The organism is Neobacillus driksii (assembly GCF_013409995.1).
GTDB lineage: Bacteria > Bacillota > Bacilli > Bacillales > Cytobacillaceae > Neobacillus > Neobacillus driksii.
The window spans coordinates 83187-101283 of the sequence record NZ_JACCBX010000002.1 but is presented as its reverse complement, the minus strand read 5'-3'; the positions used below and the strand labels follow the sequence as shown (position 1 = coordinate 101283).

The 18097-nt window shown below is 38.9% G+C and carries 17 protein-coding genes, 1 pseudogene and 1 riboswitch; of the genes and pseudogenes, 6 read left to right on the top strand and 12 right to left on the bottom strand.

Going from position 1 to position 18097, the window contains the following annotated elements:
• Positions 1-54 precede the first annotated feature (54 nt).
• Positions 55-588 carry a redoxin domain-containing protein gene (locus F4694_RS03730; RefSeq protein WP_179595564.1) on the bottom strand — a complete coding sequence of 178 codons (534 nt, stop codon included), beginning with the start codon at positions 586-588 and terminating at the stop codon, positions 55-57.
• A gap of 137 nt (positions 589-725) precedes the next feature.
• On the bottom strand, positions 726-1514 hold the full coding sequence (locus F4694_RS03725) for a class II aldolase/adducin family protein (RefSeq protein WP_179595563.1): 789 nt from the start codon (positions 1512-1514) through the stop codon (positions 726-728).
• 144 nt (positions 1515-1658) lie between these two features.
• Here F4694_RS03725 and F4694_RS03720 point away from each other — a divergent pair, with 144 nt between their 5' ends.
• On the top strand, positions 1659-2699 hold the full coding sequence (locus F4694_RS03720; RefSeq protein ID WP_179595562.1) for an SDR family oxidoreductase: 1041 nt from the start codon (positions 1659-1661) through the stop codon (positions 2697-2699).
• Between the two features lie 114 nt (positions 2700-2813).
• Here the strand turns inward: F4694_RS03720 and abc-f are convergent, their stop codons facing one another.
• From abc-f to acnA, 4 genes are all read right to left on the bottom strand, one after another.
• On the bottom strand, positions 2814-4514 hold the full coding sequence (gene abc-f, locus F4694_RS03715; protein ID WP_179595561.1) for a ribosomal protection-like ABC-F family protein: 1701 nt from the start codon (positions 4512-4514) through the stop codon (positions 2814-2816).
• 255 nt (positions 4515-4769) lie between these two features.
• A complete protein-coding gene (locus F4694_RS03710) occupies positions 4770-5735 on the bottom strand; it encodes a phosphotransferase enzyme family protein (RefSeq protein ID WP_179595560.1) in 966 nt (321 codons plus the stop codon).
• Positions 5736-5762: 27 nt separating this feature from the next.
• Positions 5763-6128 (bottom strand): DnaJ family domain-containing protein, encoded by a 366-nt coding sequence (locus F4694_RS03705; RefSeq protein WP_179595559.1) that lies wholly within the window; start codon positions 6126-6128, stop codon positions 5763-5765.
• 107 nt (positions 6129-6235) lie between these two features.
• Complete coding sequence (gene acnA, locus F4694_RS03700; RefSeq protein ID WP_179595558.1) at positions 6236-8947, bottom strand: aconitate hydratase AcnA; 2712 nt, start codon at positions 8945-8947, stop codon at positions 6236-6238.
• Between the two features lie 353 nt (positions 8948-9300).
• Here acnA and sspO point away from each other — a divergent pair, with 353 nt between their 5' ends.
• Complete coding sequence (gene sspO / locus F4694_RS03695) at positions 9301-9450, top strand: small acid-soluble spore protein O (RefSeq protein ID WP_034673441.1); 150 nt, start codon at positions 9301-9303, stop codon at positions 9448-9450.
• Positions 9451-9494: 44 nt separating this feature from the next.
• On the opposite strand, the gene F4694_RS03690 is transcribed toward sspO, so the two are convergent.
• Positions 9495-9773 carry a hypothetical protein gene (locus F4694_RS03690; RefSeq protein WP_179595557.1) on the bottom strand — a complete coding sequence of 93 codons (279 nt, stop codon included), beginning with the start codon at positions 9771-9773 and terminating at the stop codon, positions 9495-9497.
• Positions 9774-9890: 117 nt separating this feature from the next.
• On the opposite strand from F4694_RS03690, the gene F4694_RS03685 reads away from it, so the two are divergent.
• Complete coding sequence (locus F4694_RS03685; RefSeq protein WP_179595556.1) at positions 9891-10031, top strand: small acid-soluble spore protein P; 141 nt, start codon at positions 9891-9893, stop codon at positions 10029-10031.
• 244 nt (positions 10032-10275) lie between these two features.
• Here the strand turns inward: F4694_RS03685 and selA are convergent, their stop codons facing one another.
• The gene (selA, locus tag F4694_RS03680; protein WP_179595555.1) at positions 10276-11682 is read right to left on the bottom strand and encodes an L-seryl-tRNA(Sec) selenium transferase; all 1407 of its coding nucleotides are present in this window, start codon (positions 11680-11682) and stop codon (positions 10276-10278) included.
• 95 nt (positions 11683-11777) lie between these two features.
• Between selA and F4694_RS03675 the strand changes: the two genes are divergently transcribed.
• Entirely contained in the window at positions 11778-12170 is a 393-nt protein-coding gene (locus F4694_RS03675) for an Hsp20/alpha crystallin family protein (RefSeq protein ID WP_179595554.1), read from the top strand.
• A gap of 98 nt (positions 12171-12268) precedes the next feature.
• Here F4694_RS03675 and F4694_RS03670 read toward each other — a convergent pair.
• Positions 12269-12454 (bottom strand): annotated as a pseudogene (locus F4694_RS03670) (Rdx family protein); the annotation flags it as partial.
• A 207-nt stretch (positions 12455-12661) separates the two neighbouring features.
• Here F4694_RS03670 and selD point away from each other — a divergent pair.
• Entirely contained in the window at positions 12662-13714 is a 1053-nt protein-coding gene (selD, locus tag F4694_RS03665; RefSeq protein WP_179595553.1) for a selenide, water dikinase SelD, read from the top strand.
• Positions 13715-13895: 181 nt separating this feature from the next.
• Here the strand turns inward: selD and F4694_RS03660 are convergent, their stop codons facing one another.
• Both F4694_RS03660 and F4694_RS03655 read right to left on the bottom strand, forming a co-directional pair.
• Positions 13896-14873 (bottom strand): L-threonine 3-dehydrogenase, encoded by a 978-nt coding sequence (locus F4694_RS03660; RefSeq protein ID WP_179595552.1) that lies wholly within the window; start codon positions 14871-14873, stop codon positions 13896-13898.
• Between the two features lie 50 nt (positions 14874-14923).
• The gene (locus tag F4694_RS03655; RefSeq protein ID WP_179595551.1) at positions 14924-16114 is read right to left on the bottom strand and encodes a glycine C-acetyltransferase; all 1191 of its coding nucleotides are present in this window, start codon (positions 16112-16114) and stop codon (positions 14924-14926) included.
• A gap of 269 nt (positions 16115-16383) precedes the next feature.
• Between F4694_RS03655 and F4694_RS03650 the strand changes: the two genes are divergently transcribed.
• Positions 16384-16674 carry a hypothetical protein gene (locus F4694_RS03650; protein WP_179595550.1) on the top strand — a complete coding sequence of 97 codons (291 nt, stop codon included), beginning with the start codon at positions 16384-16386 and terminating at the stop codon, positions 16672-16674.
• A gap of 43 nt (positions 16675-16717) precedes the next feature.
• Here the strand turns inward: F4694_RS03650 and F4694_RS03645 are convergent, their stop codons facing one another.
• Positions 16718-17716 carry an NAD(P)H-dependent flavin oxidoreductase gene (locus F4694_RS03645; RefSeq protein WP_179595549.1) on the bottom strand — a complete coding sequence of 333 codons (999 nt, stop codon included), beginning with the start codon at positions 17714-17716 and terminating at the stop codon, positions 16718-16720.
• A 212-nt stretch (positions 17717-17928) separates the two neighbouring features.
• A riboswitch (purine riboswitch) is annotated at positions 17929-18030 on the top strand.
• Positions 18031-18097 lie beyond the last annotated feature (67 nt).

Genomic DNA, 18097 nt, shown 5'->3' with positions numbered 1-18097 from the left:
AGCATTAAAGGGCTAAACTGTAATAAAAAAAGACAATGGATCACAATCCATTGTCTACTTCAGTTCCTTTGCATACTGTTTCATTGCGTCAAGATTCATCGCGCCAATATATTTGTTTCCGATATTCCCTTTTGTATCAATGAAATACGTTGTTGGAATCGATAGAACTTGATACGTTTCATTTACTGTGTCTTCCGCGTCTAACGGAATCGGAAAAGTAATTCCATTTTCATCAACAAAAGCTTTTACATCTAAATGTGGGTCAATGTTTACGGCTAGAATAACAACATCATTCCCAGCTTCTTTATGAAACTCCTCCATGGCTGGCATTTCTGCTTTGCATGGCGGGCACCAAGTTGCCCAGAAATTGAGCATAACTTTCTTTCCTTTAAAATCGGAAAGTTTAACGGTATCGCCGGCTAATGTTTTAAGTTCAAAATCTGGAGCCTTTGCCCCAACCTTTAATCCGCCCATGTTAGCTGCTTCTTGGACTACATTTTCGGGTTCAGCCTTTTTATCCATAGCCTGCACGATCGCAACTCCAAGTAAGGCTATTAGCACAACAGTAGCAATGACTTTCTTCACCATACCCCGAACCCCCTTGATTCAATAATATGCTACATCGATTTTACACTATAAAGTAAGTTGAAATACAGATTGTATATGCCAAATATGTGACAGTTTAAAAATAGTTTAGTAAAAGTATTCTAGAAAAGCAAATAAAGTTACTTTTTTAAGGCGTTAAGGACACTGGTTGTCACCCGGTCTGCAATTAAATCAATATCCCGATCAGATAAAGTCTGTTCATTCACCGCGGTTACTTTCTTTGCCTGCGTGCCTTCAGGTACATCAACCCCTAATGGTGAGATTCCTTCTAGTCCCCTCATCGCTTTAATATCGATGAGTTTTGCCACATTCTCTTTTGAAAGTTCGCGGTCCCCTTTGAGTTGCCTGGATATCCAATTTATTTTTGCAGTAAACTCTAATGATTCCATTAAATAATATGCCTGTTCTAAATTCTTCCCCCATGTTAAGGCGCCGTGGTTTTCTAATAACACACCTTGATGATCGTAGACATGTGTTTTGATTGCTTTAGGAACCTCATCTGTTGAAGGTGTTCCGTATTCTGCGAGTGGAATCGTTCCCAGGGAAACAACTGCTTCAGGCATAATGGCTTGATTTAGGGGAATCCCAGCAATTGCAAAGGCTGTTGCATATGGAGGATGAACATGTAAAACGGCATGTACATCTGGACGTTCGTGATATACAAGGAGGTGCATTTTCATTTCCGTGGTAGGTGTAAAATCACCTTCAATGACATTTCCTGCCCCATCTACTTTTATAATCATTTCAGGGGTCAGTTTTCCCTTGCTTACATTGGTCGGAGTAATTAAGAATTCATTATCATCAATGCGGACAGAGATATTTCCAACATTGGCAGCAACGAATCCTTTTTCATACACTCGTTTTCCGATATCACACATTAGTTTTTTATATTTAATCTCGATAATCATCCTAAACCCTGCTTTCAATTAGGAATCCATTTTATCTAGTAGTATACCCTTCTCCTGTTTGATATTAGAGTTTTATACAATGTTAAAATTAACGTAATCTTATGAAAATTTGTTAAGATAGATCTACGGAGAGGAGTTGGGAAAATGAAGATTCTTGTTTTAGGAGGAAGCCGCTTTCTAGGCAGAACATTTGTTGAGGAAGCACAGAGGCAAAACCATGAGGTAACTATTTTTAATCGGGGAAATCAAAATGAAGGGTTTAAAGATGTTGAGATTATTACTGGTGATCGTTTTAATGATTTAAGTAAACTAACGAATCGGTATTGGGATGCTGTATTAGATACAAGTGGATTTATCCCTTCTTCGGTCTTAAAGTCCACCGAAGTGCTAAAAGATCGGGTAAAGCATTACACCTTTATTTCGAGCATTTCTGTTTACAAAGATTGGGTCCAGGAAAATTTTGATGAATCATATCCTGTTTACGACATGTCATTAGACAAAGCAAATGAACTTGCTAAAGATAGCAATATATATGAGTATTATGGACAATTTAAAGCATTATGTGAAGTGGTGGCTGAGACAGCTATGCCTGGTCGTGTTGTAAATATACGTGCAGGCCAATTAATCGGACCTAACGACTATACTGACCGCATTCCCTATTGGATACATAGAATTGCTGATGGAGGTAAGATTTTAGCGCCAGGAAATCCTAACAGACCTGTGCAGATGATTGACAATAAAGACCTGGCACATTGGATCTTGTCAATGATGGCTAATCAAACAGCGGGAACTTTTAATGCTACTGGACCAGACTATACACTTACAATGAAAGAGTTTCTTGCAGCTTGTATGAAGGTAACAGGCACCGAATCAGAAATCGTGTGGGCTTCAGAAAAATTTCTTCTTGAGAATAAGGTTGCGCCGTGGACGGAAATGCCGCTTTGGGTGCCGGAAGAGTTTCCTTTGGAGCCAGCGCTTAAGGATCCATGGAGAGGTGCTTTTACCGTTAATATTGATAAAGCCATTGCGAGCGGACTTACCTTTAGGCCTTTAGAGGAGAGTCTAACGGAAATTTATGAATGGGAAAAGCAGCGTAATTTAGCTTCCGATGAATGGAAATCTGGAATGAGTGCTGATCGTGAAAAAAAGCTGCTTGAATTGTGGTTTCAACAAACGAGTAAATGATTTCGCGGATATAATTTAATTAACACTGTATATAGGATTTAACGCGGATAATAATTCAATTACCGCCGATCAATAGAATAGCCCCTCATGAACGAGGGGCTATTTAATGTGGATTTACATTAATTTTCTTTTTTGCTTCAAGAGTTCATTAAATTCATTGTCTAATTCCACGTATTTAGGACTTTTTGGGTCTATTAGTGATAATTCACCCAAAATCGTAGCAATTCTATTTTCGATTATCATTAAAGTTTCTTTACTATCAGTTGGTTCAGCCCTGCTGCTTTTATTAAAGTAATCTTCTGTCTTCATTTCTATACGCTTTATCCTCTGATTATCAAATACAAGGAGTTTATCGCAAAGCTTATTTAAAAAATAGTAATCGTGCGAAACGGTTATAATCGTTCCAGCGAATTCATTAAGTGTTTTTTCAAGCTGTTCCCTGCTAGGCAAATCGAGGTGATTAGTCGGTTCATCCAAGATCAGAACATCATATTCCTTCATTAGCATGTCAACTAACTTTACCCTTGTTCTCTCTCCAAGGCTCAGTGTCTTAATAGGCTTGGTAATAAACTGTTCTTTTAATCCCAGATTCGCAAACAATGTTCTCGCCTTAAGAATGTTTTCTCGGTCCGTAAAGCCTAATGCCTCTAAAGCCGTTTTCTCAGCTGGTAAATTGTCAACATCCTGACTTAAGTAAGCAATCTTTAATGAATCACTTTTCCAAAGGTCGCCGCCAGTACACGCTGTTTCACCAAGGATCATTTTAATTAAGGTGGTTTTACCGCAGCCATTTTCTCCTAATAAGCCAATACGTTCTCCATGATTGATATAAAAGTGACATTCGCTAAAAAGGGGTTTCTCTTCAAAGGACTTCGTTAAATTCTTTGCCTCAATAATCCTCTTTCCTCTATTCCCTTTTGTATCAAACTGAAATCTGACTTTTGTCTCCTCTAGAGGTTTGTCGACCTTGTTCTTTTCTAGCTCGCTTTGAAGACGTTTCATTTTGGATTTCACTTGAGCATCACGTTTCTTCGCCTTAACTCGGTGATATTCTTTATTTCCATAATCTCTGCCTTGTTTTGTTGATGTTCTGTGAGCCTTCTCTGACCATGACGATAATTGCTCCATTTGCATTTCGATTTCTTCTTTTTTACGCTGCTGCACCTCATAATGGTGCATATGGGTTTCGAGTCGGTGCTGCTTTTCCTTCTGATAATCACTATAGTTTCCATTGTAGAAATTCATCTTTGTATTCTCTATTTCAAAAATACGTGTCACCGTTTTATCTAAGAAATGACGGTCGTGAGATATGATCAATACCGGACCCTTAAATTTCTCAAGCTCTTCAATCAACCATTCTATCCCTTTAAAATCTAAGTGGTTCGTTGGCTCATCGAGAATCAAGAATCCTGGCTTGGAAGCCCACACGTTGGATAATGCGAGTTTCAACTTCTCGCCGCCGCTTAAATGGTTTAAACGCTTCTCTTCCCATGCAGAGACCTTTTTCAGACCTAACTTACTTGAGTGCTGCAATAGGTCTCCCTCCAATGAAAATAATTCATTCCCTTCATAATCGATTGATTGTGTAAGGTAACCAATCTTTAATTCAGTGGATTTTTCTACGAATCCCTTATCAGGTGTGATTTTACCAGTAAGGATATTGGCCAATGTTGTTTTCCCGGTGCCGTTATACCCTACGAGACCAATTCTTTCGCCATTTTTAATATCAAATGATATATTATCTAAGATTTTCCTCAGATTAAAGTTCATTTCTATTCCAGTTACTTTTATAACAGATAAATGATTGTTGTTCATAAAAAAACTCCCTTCGATGGAACCTGAAGAGAGTTTTGAGTCATGTCGTTTATGCAATCCATACAAAAGCATACGTTAATAAGCCTAAATAGGCATTGTTAACGATGTTTTCATTGAAATATAAACGTTCAGGACTTAAAAAGGATAGACTAATCCTATTCTTCAGGTTCACCATTTTTTCGCTATTCGAATAAATGTCTGAAAAATAAGATTATAACTTCATTCCTCTTTACCATTCCTTTACGTTTGTTATATTTATTTTATTGTACCTAAACCGAAATTGTCAATGATTTCCGTGAAATTAACATTGGAATAAGGCTTCCCACTCTCAATATTATTTTTTAAATTAGAAAGAGTATACGACTGCCAATCCTGTAAATGACCCCAATCCCACATTTCCAAAAATAATGTATATAAAAAGATCTCTCTGATTTTTAAAAATATAGGAATTTGTAGAATAAGTTCTTTGCTAAGAGTGTGTTCCTGTTGATAACCACGTAAAAAATGCATCCAGAATTCGCTGCTAAATTGGGTGTGTTCCGGTGTAAACGAGGAAGCTTGCCAATAGGCATGATAAAATGAAGTTGCTAAATCATATGCCAACCAATGGTAAGCACAATCATCAAAATCAAAAACTGTCAGCCGTGTTTCATTGACAAACATATTACCTTGATGAAAATCATTATGTATAAGGCCGAATAGGTCAGGAGTTAGCGGGAACATTGCTAACTGCATTAATAGTTGTTTGTACTTTTCTGCTATTGTTTCTGAAGTGATTTTCGGGAATAGCTTTAATAAATCCGGTTCTTGCACAGTCCAAATGGGACGATCTATTTTTATTTTTTTTCCAGCACTATGCATCCTCCCCATTATATTTCCCCATCGATAAAATAGGTCATCGTTCCACACTTCAGTCTTGGTAACATCAATGGATGTTCCTTTTGCTTTCTCAAATGCCACGACAAAATGGTTGCTGCTAATGGGTTCTATTAACTTCTTATTCAGAGATTTCACAGGTAAAGATACTGGCACCCCATTCTCCCATAACCCCTTTATAAATGCCAATTCATTCATAATATCAACTTGCTTTCGTCTGTTGGAAGGCGAAACTCTAAAAATGAGATTACCATGGGAATAAACAGTATTATGAAAGCCGTCATTAATTGGTACGATCTTACCTTCCGTATAGCCATATAAACGTAAAATAAAATCAGTAATCATGTTATTCTCTCTTTTCTAAATGAGCACCTATTTTAATTTTTTAAAAATTTTATCTGCATAGCTCCCAAAACGAGAATTTGTCGCTGTTCCTCTTTTTTCAAGTAATCTTTCCATTTCCAACCTTTTTTTCATAATCTTTGCCTGAAGACGTTCTTTCTGTTCTTCGTCCACTGCTCCTTCTAGCAATTCTTCCATCCTAAAGATTTCTTTTTTAATATCCTCAGGTGAATAGCCTGCATTATTTAACACTCGGTATGCCATTTTCCATTCATCAGACATTCCGGGGAAATTATCCTTTATTTCCAGTGGCTGCCCCATACCAGGAAGATTTTCAAACTCATTTTTCTTTATGGCTTCCTTAATTTTATCTTCAGCGATTTTTGAAAAATCCATCTACATCGCACCCTTCGCTCTACAAGTAAATAGTATATTTTTCTCTAAAATATATGTTATTACTCTGAAAAAACCACCATGCAAAGGCTGCATGGTGGTTTTTAGTATTATGCTTCTTGTAATTTTTCGCGAAGTACCATTGGAAGGATACCGCCATGACGGTAGTAATCAATTTCAACTTCAGAATCGAAGCGAACAAGTACTTCAAATTCCTTCTTGTTTCCAGCTTCATCAGTAGCTGTAACTTTTAGAAGATCACGTGGTCTTACGTTTTCATCCACTTGTACATCGATCGTTTCTTTACCAGTTAAACCAAGTGTTTCAGCGCTTTCGCCATCTTTAAATTGAAGAGGAAGCACGCCCATTAACACAAGGTTAGAACGGTGAATACGCTCAAAGCTTTCAGCAATAACTGTCTTAATGCCTAAAAGGTTTGTACCTTTAGCAGCCCAGTCACGTGAAGAACCCATTCCGTAGTCTTTGCCAGCAAGAACAACAAGTCCTGTGCCGTTTTCTTTGTACTTCATGCAAGCATCGTAGATAGATGTAACTTCACCAGTTGGCCAGTAAGTTGTGACGCCGCCTTCTGTGCCAGGTGCGATTTGGTTACGGATACGAATGTTTGCAAATGTTCCACGCATCATAACTTCGTGGTTACCACGGCGAGAACCATAAGAGTTGAAGTCACGAGGCTGAACACCTTTTTCTAATAAATACTTACCAGCTGGTGTATTCTTACCAATAGCACCTGCAGGAGAGATATGGTCAGTTGTTACTGAATCCCCAAACTTACCTACCACACGAAGTCCAGTTAATGGTTCAACTGTACCTGGCTCAGGTGATAAGCCTTCAAAGAATGGTGGGTTTGCAATATAAGTGGAATCTTCATCCCAAGTATATAATGGCTCATTGCTTGTTTGGATTTCGTTCCAACGCTCGTTGTCTCCGAACACATTCGCATATTCTCTGCGGAATAATTCAGGAGTTACAGTACGTTTAACTACATCATTTACTTCAGCAGTTGATGGCCAAATATCCTTGAAGAATACATCGTTTCCGTCTTTGTCTTTACCAATTGCTTCAGAAGCGAAATCAATGTTCACAGTTCCAGCTAATGCATAAGCGACAACTAGTGGTGGTGAAGCTAGGTAGTTACCTTTTACAAGCGGGTGAATACGTCCTTCAAAGTTACGGTTACCTGAAAGAACAGATGTAACTAAAAGATCGTTTTCAGCGATTGTTTTTTCAATTTCTTCTTTTAATGGACCGGAGTTACCGATACAAGTTGTACATCCGTATCCAACAAGGTTGAAGCCGATTTCTTCTAGGTAAGGAAGTAGTCCGGAATCACGTAGGTATCCAGTAACAACCTTTGAACCTGGTGCTAAAGAAGTTTTAACAAACTTCGGAACTTCCATTCCAAGTTCAACAGCTTTTTTTGCAACAAGACCTGCCCCAACTAGAACGTAAGGGTTAGATGTATTTGTACAGCTAGTGATAGAAGCGATAGCTACTGCACCAGTTTTAATCGTTGTTTCGTCTCCATTTTGGAAGTTTACGACAGCAGACTTTTCAAGCTCATCTGCTTGTAAGCCGAAGCCTTGGTTTCCTTGTGGTGCTGAAACAGCCTTAACAAATTCTTCTTTCATTTTTGAAAGTGGAATTAAATCTTGTGGACGCTTCGGACCAGAAAGATTTGCCTCAATTACAGAAAGGTCAATTTCAATCACATCAGTGTAAACTGGTTCAAATGATGGATCGAAGAAAAGGCTATTTGCTTTGCAGTACTCTTCTACTACTTGGATATGGCTTTCTTCACGGCCAGTTAAGCGCATATACTCTAATGATTCTCCATCGATTGGGAAGAAACCACATGTTGCACCATATTCTGGAGCCATGTTAGCGATTGTTGCACGGTCTGCTAATGGAAGTACAGATACCCCAGGACCGAAGAACTCAACAAACTTACCAACCACACCGTGGCTGCGAAGCACTTGCGTTACTTTTAATGCTAAGTCAGTGGCAGTTGCACCATTTGGAAGCTCGCCAGTTAATTTAACACCGACAACTTCTGGAACTGGGAAATAAGAAGGCTGTCCAAGCATTCCTGCTTCTGCCTCAATACCACCAACACCCCAACCTAAAACACCAATACCATTGATCATAGTAGTGTGGGAGTCAGTACCAACTAATGTATCTGGATATGCTTCTAATTCACCGTCAGCTGTCTCAGCTACGTGTACCACATCTGCTAAGTACTCAAGGTTAACTTGGTGTACGATACCAGTTGCTGGTGGAACAGCACGATAGTTGTTGAATGATTTTTGAGCCCAGCTTAGGAACTGGTAACGCTCAGCATTACGTTCAAATTCATAATCCATGTTAACACGTAAAGAGTCAGCAGAGCCGTAAGCGTCTACCTGTACAGAGTGGTCGATAACAAGGTCAACTGTTTTTTCTGGATTAATCTTATCTGGGTTGCCCCCAAGGTCTGCCATTGCTTTACGAAGAGAAGCAAGGTCAACTACTGCAGGAACACCAGTAAAGTCTTGTAGAATTACGCGAGATGGCTTGAATGGAACGTCCACTTCTTTTAGCTCATCTGTTCCCCATTTAGCTAAGTTTTCAACGTGCTCCTTTGCGATGACACGGCCATCGTATTGACGAAGCACAGATTCAAGTAATACTTTTACGGAATATGGCAATTTAGTAACGTTGCCAAGACCAGCTTCTTCAAGTGCACTTAAGCGGTAATAGTGATAACGTTTACCGTTCACTTCGAAGGCAGTGCGTGCATTAAATACATCATTTTTCACCATAGTGAAACCCCCTCATTCGTCATCATTAATTAAATTAACGAAAAGTCGAAAAGTTTGAAAATTCCTATCCATCCCTACTTTTCTCACAATTCTAATCTTAATACAACCTTTTACATAAGTAAATAACAAGAAAGTTATTGCGATTGATAAGTTTTTCTTATGTTTTTTATGTATATTGTTCAAAATATTTAGAAAAATCTTATAATACCGTATAACTGAATAGTCTTAAAGATTAGAATTGCGTCATATTTATTATCTCAAAAAACTTTTTTGTTGTCATTTATTTTTACTTAAAAGGAAATATTATCTTTATCAGTGAGAATTCTACGGAATTCTCATAGGAGGTGAATGGCATGCAACGAAAGAAGTCAAATCATGTAATTCCGGGCGCTAATGCAGCAAAAGGTCAAGGTATGGGTGCTGGATATAATGAAGAAATGTCTAATGAACCTTTAACAATCAAAGAAAAAATGAACAATAAAAAACGTAAAAAGAATCAATAAATGGCAGACAAAAAGCAGGAGTGATCCCCTGCTTTTTAAATATGCTATTCAGTAAGATTTACTTCTTCTACGATGCTCTGCAAATCTTGTTGAAAGCGCTCGAGCTGTGCTCTTTGGTGCTCTGAAGCCACTTCTAATGCATTTTCAATTTGCTGATAAGCTTCATTAACTTCTTCTTTTAAATGCTTTAATTGGTGACCGTAACTGGCACTGTCACTAATGATCGTTTTAAATAATCCCTGTGCTTCTTCATAGCCCTGCTGAGCAGCCTGAAAAGCCTGCTGCTTATCCTTATTATATGGAAATCGATCAATCTCAGGCATTGACTGTTTCACTCCCCTCACGTTTCTATAACGTTAAATTGCACAGCCCTACAACAAATTATTCAGCATAAAAAGTCTCCGGCATTGCATCCTAACAATATAGGAGGAGGGATGAAAATGGTGAACAAAAACGACGGCAAAGATATGCGTAGAAATCAACCAAAGACTTCTGGTCAGCCTGAGCCCTTAAGCGGATCGAAAAAAGTAAAGAACCGCAACCATACACGCCAAAAAAGTAAATCACATCATGATATGTAGAAAAGCGGAAGGCGCCTGCTTATCGGCGACAGGCATAAGTCGAGCCGGCTGGAAGGTTGTTCATTAACCTTCTGGACGGATTGGCTTATGACCCTGAGCCGATGGCGCCTATAGCTAGACAATAGAAAAGCGGAAGGCGCCCGTAATCGTTGACAGGGGCTGGACAATTCTCATAGATAAAAATATATATTATCGGACCTTTGAAATAGTGCTAACCCCCTCTAGACCAATGAGGGGGTTGCTTTTATAATTGAAGTAAGGCTTCTAGTAAAAGTTGCTCTTCGTCCTCGGTAACTGTTCTTAAATCAATGATGAATTCATCTTTTTGAATTCGTCCAACAATTGCTGGCTTAAATTGTGTTCTTAATTTTCTTCCAACCTGTTCTGCAGTTAAGGTATGGTGTTTAAGAGCAATCACCAGGGTCGGCAGTTGCACATCCGGCATTGTTCCCCCGCCTACTTGACCTGTACCAGGAAAAATTTTGGCCCCAAAATCATTTGTGTCTTGTAACAATTTTGTAACAAACCTCTTCGTTCTTTCGTCTAATATATCAATAGAAACTAATAAATCATGGATGGTGGGAATGTTATGTACACCATGTTCTCCGCGTGCATAATCAATTAGCGTACCTTCTAACGCGGCTAGAGTCATTTTATCTACTCGCACCACGCGTGCTAATTGGTGTTTTTTTAGAATATCTATGATTTTCTTCTTTCCAGCAATAATTCCTGCTTGAGGTCCACCCAGGAGCTTATCCCCACTAAAAGTAACAAGATCGGCACCCATACCAATGACCTCGCTTACAACGGGTTCATCTCCAATTCCATGCTTTCTGAAGTCGAAAAGGGCACCGCTCCCAAGGTCTTCATAAAAAATAACATCGTTACAAGCTTGAGTTAGTCTAATAAGGTCTTCTGTTTCGACTGATTTGGTAAAACCAACCACCTTGAAATTACTTGTATGTACTTTCATGACAATAGCCGTTTCAGAATTAAGGGCTTTTTCATAATCATATAAATGAGTTTTATTTGTAGTTCCAACCTCGACTAATTTCGCGCCACTCTCTTCCATAATGGAGGAGATCCGAAATGAACCGCCAATTTCTACTAACTGTCCTCTTGAAACAATGACTTCTTTATTTTCTGCAAGCGCTCTTAAAACAAGATAAACAGCTGCCGCATTATTATTAACGACCATTGCCGCCTCTGCACCGGTAATTTCTTTAAGAAGTGCTTCTACATGGCTATGCCTGGAACCACGCTCCCCTTCATCTAACTTGTATTCAAGGTTTGAGTAATTTTGGGCTGTTTCAACCACATGCTGAATGGCGTTGTCACTCAGCCTTGCTCTTCCAAGATTCGTATGAAGGATGGTTCCTGTTGCATTAATTACTCTTTCAAGGGTATAAGAATATTGTTTCTTAATATTGCCGCCTAATAGTTGAAAAACATCCTCTATAAACTGATTTGTACCCGGGATTGCGCCATTCCAGTCTCCATTTATTAGTAATGATCTAATTTGATCAAGTGCTTCCTTTAAATGCTTTGTTAATTGGGTAACATCCAAATGATTTTCCCTTAGGAGGGATTCGAACTGCTTGTGGTTTTGTAGTTCATGTACCGCCGGGATTGAGCGTAACCATTCTTTCACAAAAAAACTCCTTTACTATACCTACTTTAGTCCTGCTTTTTCACTACACCCTTTCATTCTGAATGAATAAAATAAACCATGCAAGGGGGATTGCTATGAAACCCAAAAAAAATATACAGCCCATCGATTTTGACCTTGTGGAAAAGTGGTTGGAAAACTACTGCCTCGATCCTCTAACTACACAAGATGACCTGATTCAATTTCGAATTGATTTATATGAGACTGACAAGGAATGGATTGTGGAGGCATTACTTACCGAGTATAACAGCTCAGAAATTAAGGTTTTTATTGAAGACCATAAGCTTGTTATCACTGCTGTTAAATCTTCCACTTCCTCTAATCAACATAAGAAAATACGTACTATCGAGTTCCCCTTTGAGGTTATTAATCAAAAAGTAAGTGCAAATTATATAAATGGTATATTAGAGGTTCTTATTTCAAAAAATGAAAAAGGTCCAGGGAAAAACTGCTACATTACATTGCCTTAAGTTATCTTACGGCATTTTTTTTTGCAGCTTCCGGTTAAGATAATATTGTTACTACATTAATAAACCCTCATACCAAATGGTTGATATGAGGGTAATGTTTATTTTTGTGATATTTTAGTAATGATATCGTCGGTGTCAGGAAACACCCCTGTATCTAATTTAGAATAAATTTTTTCCCCATTGACAGTTACTTCGAATGCTCCGCCTGAAACAGGGATTAATTCCATTTTTGCAATGTTACGGTTAAAGTGTGTAAAAAGTTCTTCCGCGAGACCCGCGGCTTTAGGTGCGTAGTTTCATTGCATGCAGAATTCAACAATAACATGATAGTTGCTCATCTTTTTACTCCTCCATTACATAAATCCAATTTCCTACATCACTATAGTAAAAATATTTTATCGCAACGTTATTTTCCATGCAAATCTTTTGCTTGTTCATAGTGTGTGCAGTTTTTTTTCGAAACAGTTATACTAATAAATGGAGGTGGAACGATGAGTGAGCAAGAGAAAATACGCCTAACCTCTTTATCAACTAAAGCGGGCTGAGGCTGTAAAATTGGTCCTGAGGACCTGGCGCAAGTTTTGCGTCATTTACCTAAGCAAGACCCTGTTCCTGAGTTATTAGTGGGACACGAAACTTCTGATGATGCAGGAGTGTATCAGTTAACGGACTCGATTGCCCTTATTCAAACGGTCGATTACTTTACCCCAATTGTGGACGACCCATATATGTTTGGACAGATTACCGCTGCCAATGCCTTAAGCGATGTTTATGCAATGGGTGGAGAACCGAAAACAGTTCTTAATATTGTAGGTTATCCAATAAAAAAACTCGGTCCTGAGATGCTTTCCGATATACTGCGTGGTGCTGCTGATAAAGTAAAAGAAGCTGGTGCCTTAACGGTCGGAGGTCATTCTATTGATGACCAAGAGCCAAAATTTGGTCTTTCTGTAACGGGAATCGTTCATCCTGATAAGGTTTGGAAGAACGTTGGAGCTAAGCCTGGTGATGTATTAGTAATTACTAAGCCGATTGGTGTTGGTATTATTACCACTGGGATTAAACGTAGTGTCGTTACGGCGGAACAAGAACAAATTGTTACCGAAACAATGGCTGAGTTAAACAAAACCGCTGCTGAGGTGTTGACGAACTACCACCCACATGCTGTAACGGATGTAACAGGATTCGGGTTACTAGGCCATAGCAGTGAGATGGCACGTGGAAGTAATGTGAGCTTTGAAATCAACTACTCTAAAGTTCCAATCCTTGAAGGTGCATTAGAGTTAGCCAGGGATGGAGTTGTACCTGGAGGTTCAAAATCCAATCATAAATGGTTAATTAATGATGTTGTCTATGAAGATCTTTTGCCAGAGGAACAATTGGTTCTTTGTGATGCGATTACTTCTGGGGGACTTCTTGTTTCGATGAGTGAAGAAGAAGCTGTTCAGTACGTGAATAACCTCCATTCTGCCGGTAAACACCATGCTGCCATTGTCGGCAGGGTTACGGAAAAGAAAGAGAAATTAATTTATGCAATGAGGTAACAGCGTGGCATGGGCTACGCTGTTTTTTTCTTGTTAAAAGATGATGCGGGTATTTAACCGTACAGCTTTTATGCAAAAGCGTACAGGTTCTACAAAAAAGTGTACAGCTTCTACAATCGGTCGGTCACTCCAGTTGAAATGAAAAAAGATGACCGAAAATATCCGGTCATCTTTCAACTTTTCATTGTATACCACTTGTTTTGGTTTTGTTAAAGGTCAATTTATTCGTTAACTTATTAATCATGTCTTCAGTCATTCTCGCTAAGTCATATTCAAATTTGAAGCCCCACTCTTCCTCTGCTGCAATGGCATCAATCGAATTTGGCCAGCTGTCGGCAATTCTTTGGCGGACAGGGTCCACATGATAAGTAAGTTCAAATCCTGGGATATGTTTTCTAATCTCGTTTGCAATTTCTTCTGGATCAAAGCTCATTGCAGTTACATTGAATGAGTTACGGTGCTTAAGCCGGCATGGGTCAGCTTCCATCAAATCGATAATCGCATTTAGTGCATCAGGCATATACATCATATCCATATACGTACCTTTATCAATATACGATGTATATCTTCCGTTTTTGATGGCTTCATAGTAGATTTCCACAGCATAATCTGTGGTGCCGCCGCCAGGCAGTGCTACGTGTGAAATTAGGCCTGGGAAACGAAGTCCCCTCGTGTCGACTCCAAATTTGTGATAATAGTAATCGCCTAAAAGCTCTCCGGCTACTTTATTTACGCCATACATCGTCGTGGGACGCATAATCGTATCCTGTGGTGTGCTGTCTTTCGGTGTAGACGGTCCAAATGCACCAATCGAACTTGGAGTGAAAAATTGGGCATTAAGCTCCCTTGCCGTTTCTAATGCATTCATCAGCCCGCCCATATTTAAATTCCAAGCTAAGACTGGTTTTGCCTCTGCTGTGGCCGACAATAGTGCCGCTAAGTGCATGATCGTATCAACCTTGTATTTTTTCGCAATGTCGCCCATCTTGTTTAAATCTGTAACATCTAAAGTTTCAAATGGACCGCTCTGTGCTGCTTCACTGTCATTCTTTCTAATATCTGTAGCAATTACATTATCAGACCCATACGTTTCCCGTAATTTCATGGTGAGCTCGGAACCAATTTGTCCGAGTGCACCAGTAATTAATATCCGTTTCATTCTTCTCCGTCCTCCTCACTTATCACATGCAATTCGTCTAGCGAAGGATATTAAATAATCCCCATTTCCTTACCGACTTTCTCATAGGTCGCAATCGCTTGATCAAGCATTTCTTTTGTATGTGCTGCAGTCGGCATATTGCGAACGCGTCCTGTTCCTTGAGGTACGGTTGGGAAAACAATCGCTTTAGCATATACTCCCTCTTCATTTAATCGTTTGCTAAATTGCTGCGTAAGAGCTTCGTCGCCAATAATACATGGTGTAATGGGTGTTTCACTGTTACCGATATTAAAGCCTAATCCCTTTAAGCCTTTTTTCAGGTAATCTCCATTTTCCCAAAGCTTTTTATTAAGCTCGTTACTTTCCATTAAGATTTCAATGGAACGTTTACTTGCTGCTACATCTGCTGGGGTTAGTGATGTAGAGAATAGGAACGGACGGCTGCGGACCTTTAACCAATCAATTAAATTTTTCTTCCCTGCTACATATCCGCCTACTACACCAATAGCTTTTGATAGCGTACCGATTTGGAAATCGATTTTATCAGACAAGCCGAAATGCTTAACTGTACCGGCACCATCACCAAGGACACCTGATCCATGTGCATCGTCTACATATGTAATAAGGTCGAATTCTTCAGCAATTTTTACGATTTCAGGTAATAATGCAATGTCCCCGTCCATGGAGAATACACCATCGGTAATAACCATGATTTTATTGTATTGACCTGATTCCTTCGCTTCCTTGGCCTTTCTTCGTAAATCTTCCATATCAGAATGATTAACGCGGATAATCTTTGCTTTGGATAAGCGGCAGCCATCAATAATAGAAGCGTGGTTTAATTCGTCAGATAAAATCGCATCATTTTTATCCATTACCGCAGATATCGCGGCCATATTACAATTGAAGCCTGATTGATAAGCAATTGCTGCTTCTGTATGTTTGAATTCAGCTAATTTTTCTTCCAATTCAACGTGAAGTTTTAATGTACCGTTAATGGTACGAACTGCTCCGGCCCCAACACCGTAAGTTTCAATGGCATCCTTAGCTGCTTGCTTCAAGCGTTCATCGGTTGCTAACCCTAAATAGTTATTTGATGAAAGATTAACTAACTGTTTACCATTTATCGTAATCATTGGCCCATTTGGACTTTCTAATGGATCGATGACATTATATAGACCCTTACCTTTTAAATCTTCTAGATTTTCGTTTAAAAATTGCTCCAAAATAGTACTGGACACTTTTTATTCCCCCTTATTGTCGCTATTAGAAAAACAATTGTCCGCCTGAAAAGGACACTATAATACTTGATGAATACCTTTAGATAAAGGCTTTCTTTACTATACTTTATCACACTTTTTTGAAAATGTTCATCCCAAAAAGACATTCTTAATAAAAATTTTTTTGCATTTTTAGGTTATCCATTTTAAAATCATGTTATTTTTCAAATAAGGTAAAAAAGGTATAATGGAGAACAATACATTGTTTAAGAACAGGAAGGATGTAATACGTGGAATCAATTTCATCATTACTTTACACAATTATTGTCGGAGGCATTTTTGTTTTTATTTTTATTTACCTTTACGATTTGCTGTTTGGTGAAAAGCAAGATAAACAAATACGTAAGATTCACAAATACTATCGTAATGAAAATGTCCAAAAGGTCGAAATGCTGGAGCACCAGCCGAAAAAGTTCACTCTCTATCAAGTGAAAACAGCTAAGGAAACAAAACGAGTGAAAATAAAGCCTGGCTATAAAGTAATTAAAATGGTGGCAAAGAAAAAAGAACCTTCCCGTTGATTAGTGGGATAGGTTCTTTTTGATTGTTAGCCAATCACCTGCATTATTTTACAGTTAACCTGCTTACTTTTGCAGCCGTTTCGTTCACTTTTTGGAGTGCTTCTTGATATTCTCCTTCTAATCGTTGAATGATTTCGGCGGCAGATTCAATTTTATCAATCGCACCTACTCCATGCCCTGCGCTCCAAATATCACGCCACGCTTTCGCTTCTGGTTTACCGTGCATATTATCAAAATCAACCTTTTCCTTTTTAACCAACTGAGCCGGATCAAGTCCTGCTTTTTGGATACTTGGAATAAGCATATTTGCCCTGACACCAGAAAAAGCATCGGTTAGGACGATATCCTCTTGACTGGAATTCACAAGCATTTCCCGATAATCATCATTTGCCATACTTTCTGTAGCTACGATAAATCTTGTACCCATATAAGCTAAGTCAGCACCAGCTGCCTGTGCGGCTAATATGCCCTTCCCTGTTGAAATCGCACCAGCAAGAACAATAATGCCGTCCCAAAAAGTACGGACCATATCAACAAACGCAAAGCTATTAATTTGTCCAGCGTGGCCGCCAGCACCACTTGCAACTAGTATTAGTCCGTCAACACCGGTTTCTGCAGCCTTACGGGCAAATTTTAAATCGCTGACATCTGAGAATACTAATCCCCCATATTCATGGACAATATCTACTACGTGTTTAGGACTACCTAATGAAGTGATGACCAATTGGGGCTTATGCTTTTTAATTAACTCCAATTCGTCCTGAAGACGGCTATAGGTGCTATGTACAACCATATTCATCGCCCAAGGAGCAATTTTTCGGTCAGGCTCTGCTGCCCTGGCTTGTTCTAATTCTTCGTTTAACTGACCCATCCATTGATCCAGTACCTCAATCGGTCTTGCGTTTGGAGCAGGAAATGACCCAATAACACCATTTAAGCAGCAATTTTTCACTAGTTCAGGACCCGATACTAAAAACATCGGTGCAGAAATTACAGGCAGCCTCAACTGATTCCACCAATTTTCAGGGATTGTTTTTTGCATGGTCGACTCTCCTTTGATTTAGAATTTTCTGAATAAACTTCCTGTTTCAATAGTAACGGAAAATGAATGGTTATTCAATCAAAGAATAATACCTTTTAGAATAATAAATAAAGCGTTTTCATAACACGAACAATACATCCCTAAAAAAATCTATCGTTCGTCTTTTGCTTAAAAAACCATTGCTTTCCTATTCCACGATGGTTATAATGAAAATAAATTTATAAGGTTTCACTCATATAATCGCAGGGATATGGCCTGCAAGTTTCTACCGGATTGCCGTTAACAATCCGACTATGAGTGGGTAATGAGAATGGCGTTATTTTGCGTCCAACCATTTGGTTATTAAGCCCAAATGTCATTGCCTCACTCAAATTCGATGTG

What these genes read in the sequence shown, in the direction of transcription:
- F4694_RS03705 (WP_179595559.1), bottom strand. Translation starts at nt 6,128, where the DNA reads ATGGATTTTTCAAAAATCGCTGAAGATAAAATTAAGGAAGCCATAAAG.
- F4694_RS03675 (WP_179595554.1), top strand. Translation starts at nt 11,778, where the DNA reads ATGAAACCCAAAAAAAATATACAGCCCATCGATTTTGACCTTGTGGAA.
- F4694_RS03645 (WP_179595549.1), bottom strand. Translation starts at nt 17,716, where the DNA reads ATGCAAAAAACAATCCCTGAAAATTGGTGGAATCAGTTGAGGCTGCCT.
- sspO (WP_034673441.1), top strand. Translation starts at nt 9,301, where the DNA reads ATGCAACGAAAGAAGTCAAATCATGTAATTCCGGGCGCTAATGCAGCA.
- F4694_RS03725 (WP_179595563.1), bottom strand. Translation starts at nt 1,514, where the DNA reads ATGATTATCGAGATTAAATATAAAAAACTAATGTGTGATATCGGAAAA.
- F4694_RS03730 (WP_179595564.1), bottom strand. Translation starts at nt 588, where the DNA reads ATGGTGAAGAAAGTCATTGCTACTGTTGTGCTAATAGCCTTACTTGGA.
- F4694_RS03720 (WP_179595562.1), top strand. Translation starts at nt 1,659, where the DNA reads ATGAAGATTCTTGTTTTAGGAGGAAGCCGCTTTCTAGGCAGAACATTT.
- F4694_RS03690 (WP_179595557.1), bottom strand. Translation starts at nt 9,773, where the DNA reads ATGCCTGAGATTGATCGATTTCCATATAATAAGGATAAGCAGCAGGCT.
- abc-f (WP_179595561.1), bottom strand. Translation starts at nt 4,514, where the DNA reads ATGAACAACAATCATTTATCTGTTATAAAAGTAACTGGAATAGAAATG.
- F4694_RS03685 (WP_179595556.1), top strand. Translation starts at nt 9,891, where the DNA reads ATGGTGAACAAAAACGACGGCAAAGATATGCGTAGAAATCAACCAAAG.
- F4694_RS03660 (WP_179595552.1), bottom strand. Translation starts at nt 14,873, where the DNA reads ATGAAACGGATATTAATTACTGGTGCACTCGGACAAATTGGTTCCGAG.
- F4694_RS03710 (WP_179595560.1), bottom strand. Translation starts at nt 5,735, where the DNA reads ATGATTACTGATTTTATTTTACGTTTATATGGCTATACGGAAGGTAAG.
- acnA (WP_179595558.1), bottom strand. Translation starts at nt 8,947, where the DNA reads ATGGTGAAAAATGATGTATTTAATGCACGCACTGCCTTCGAAGTGAAC.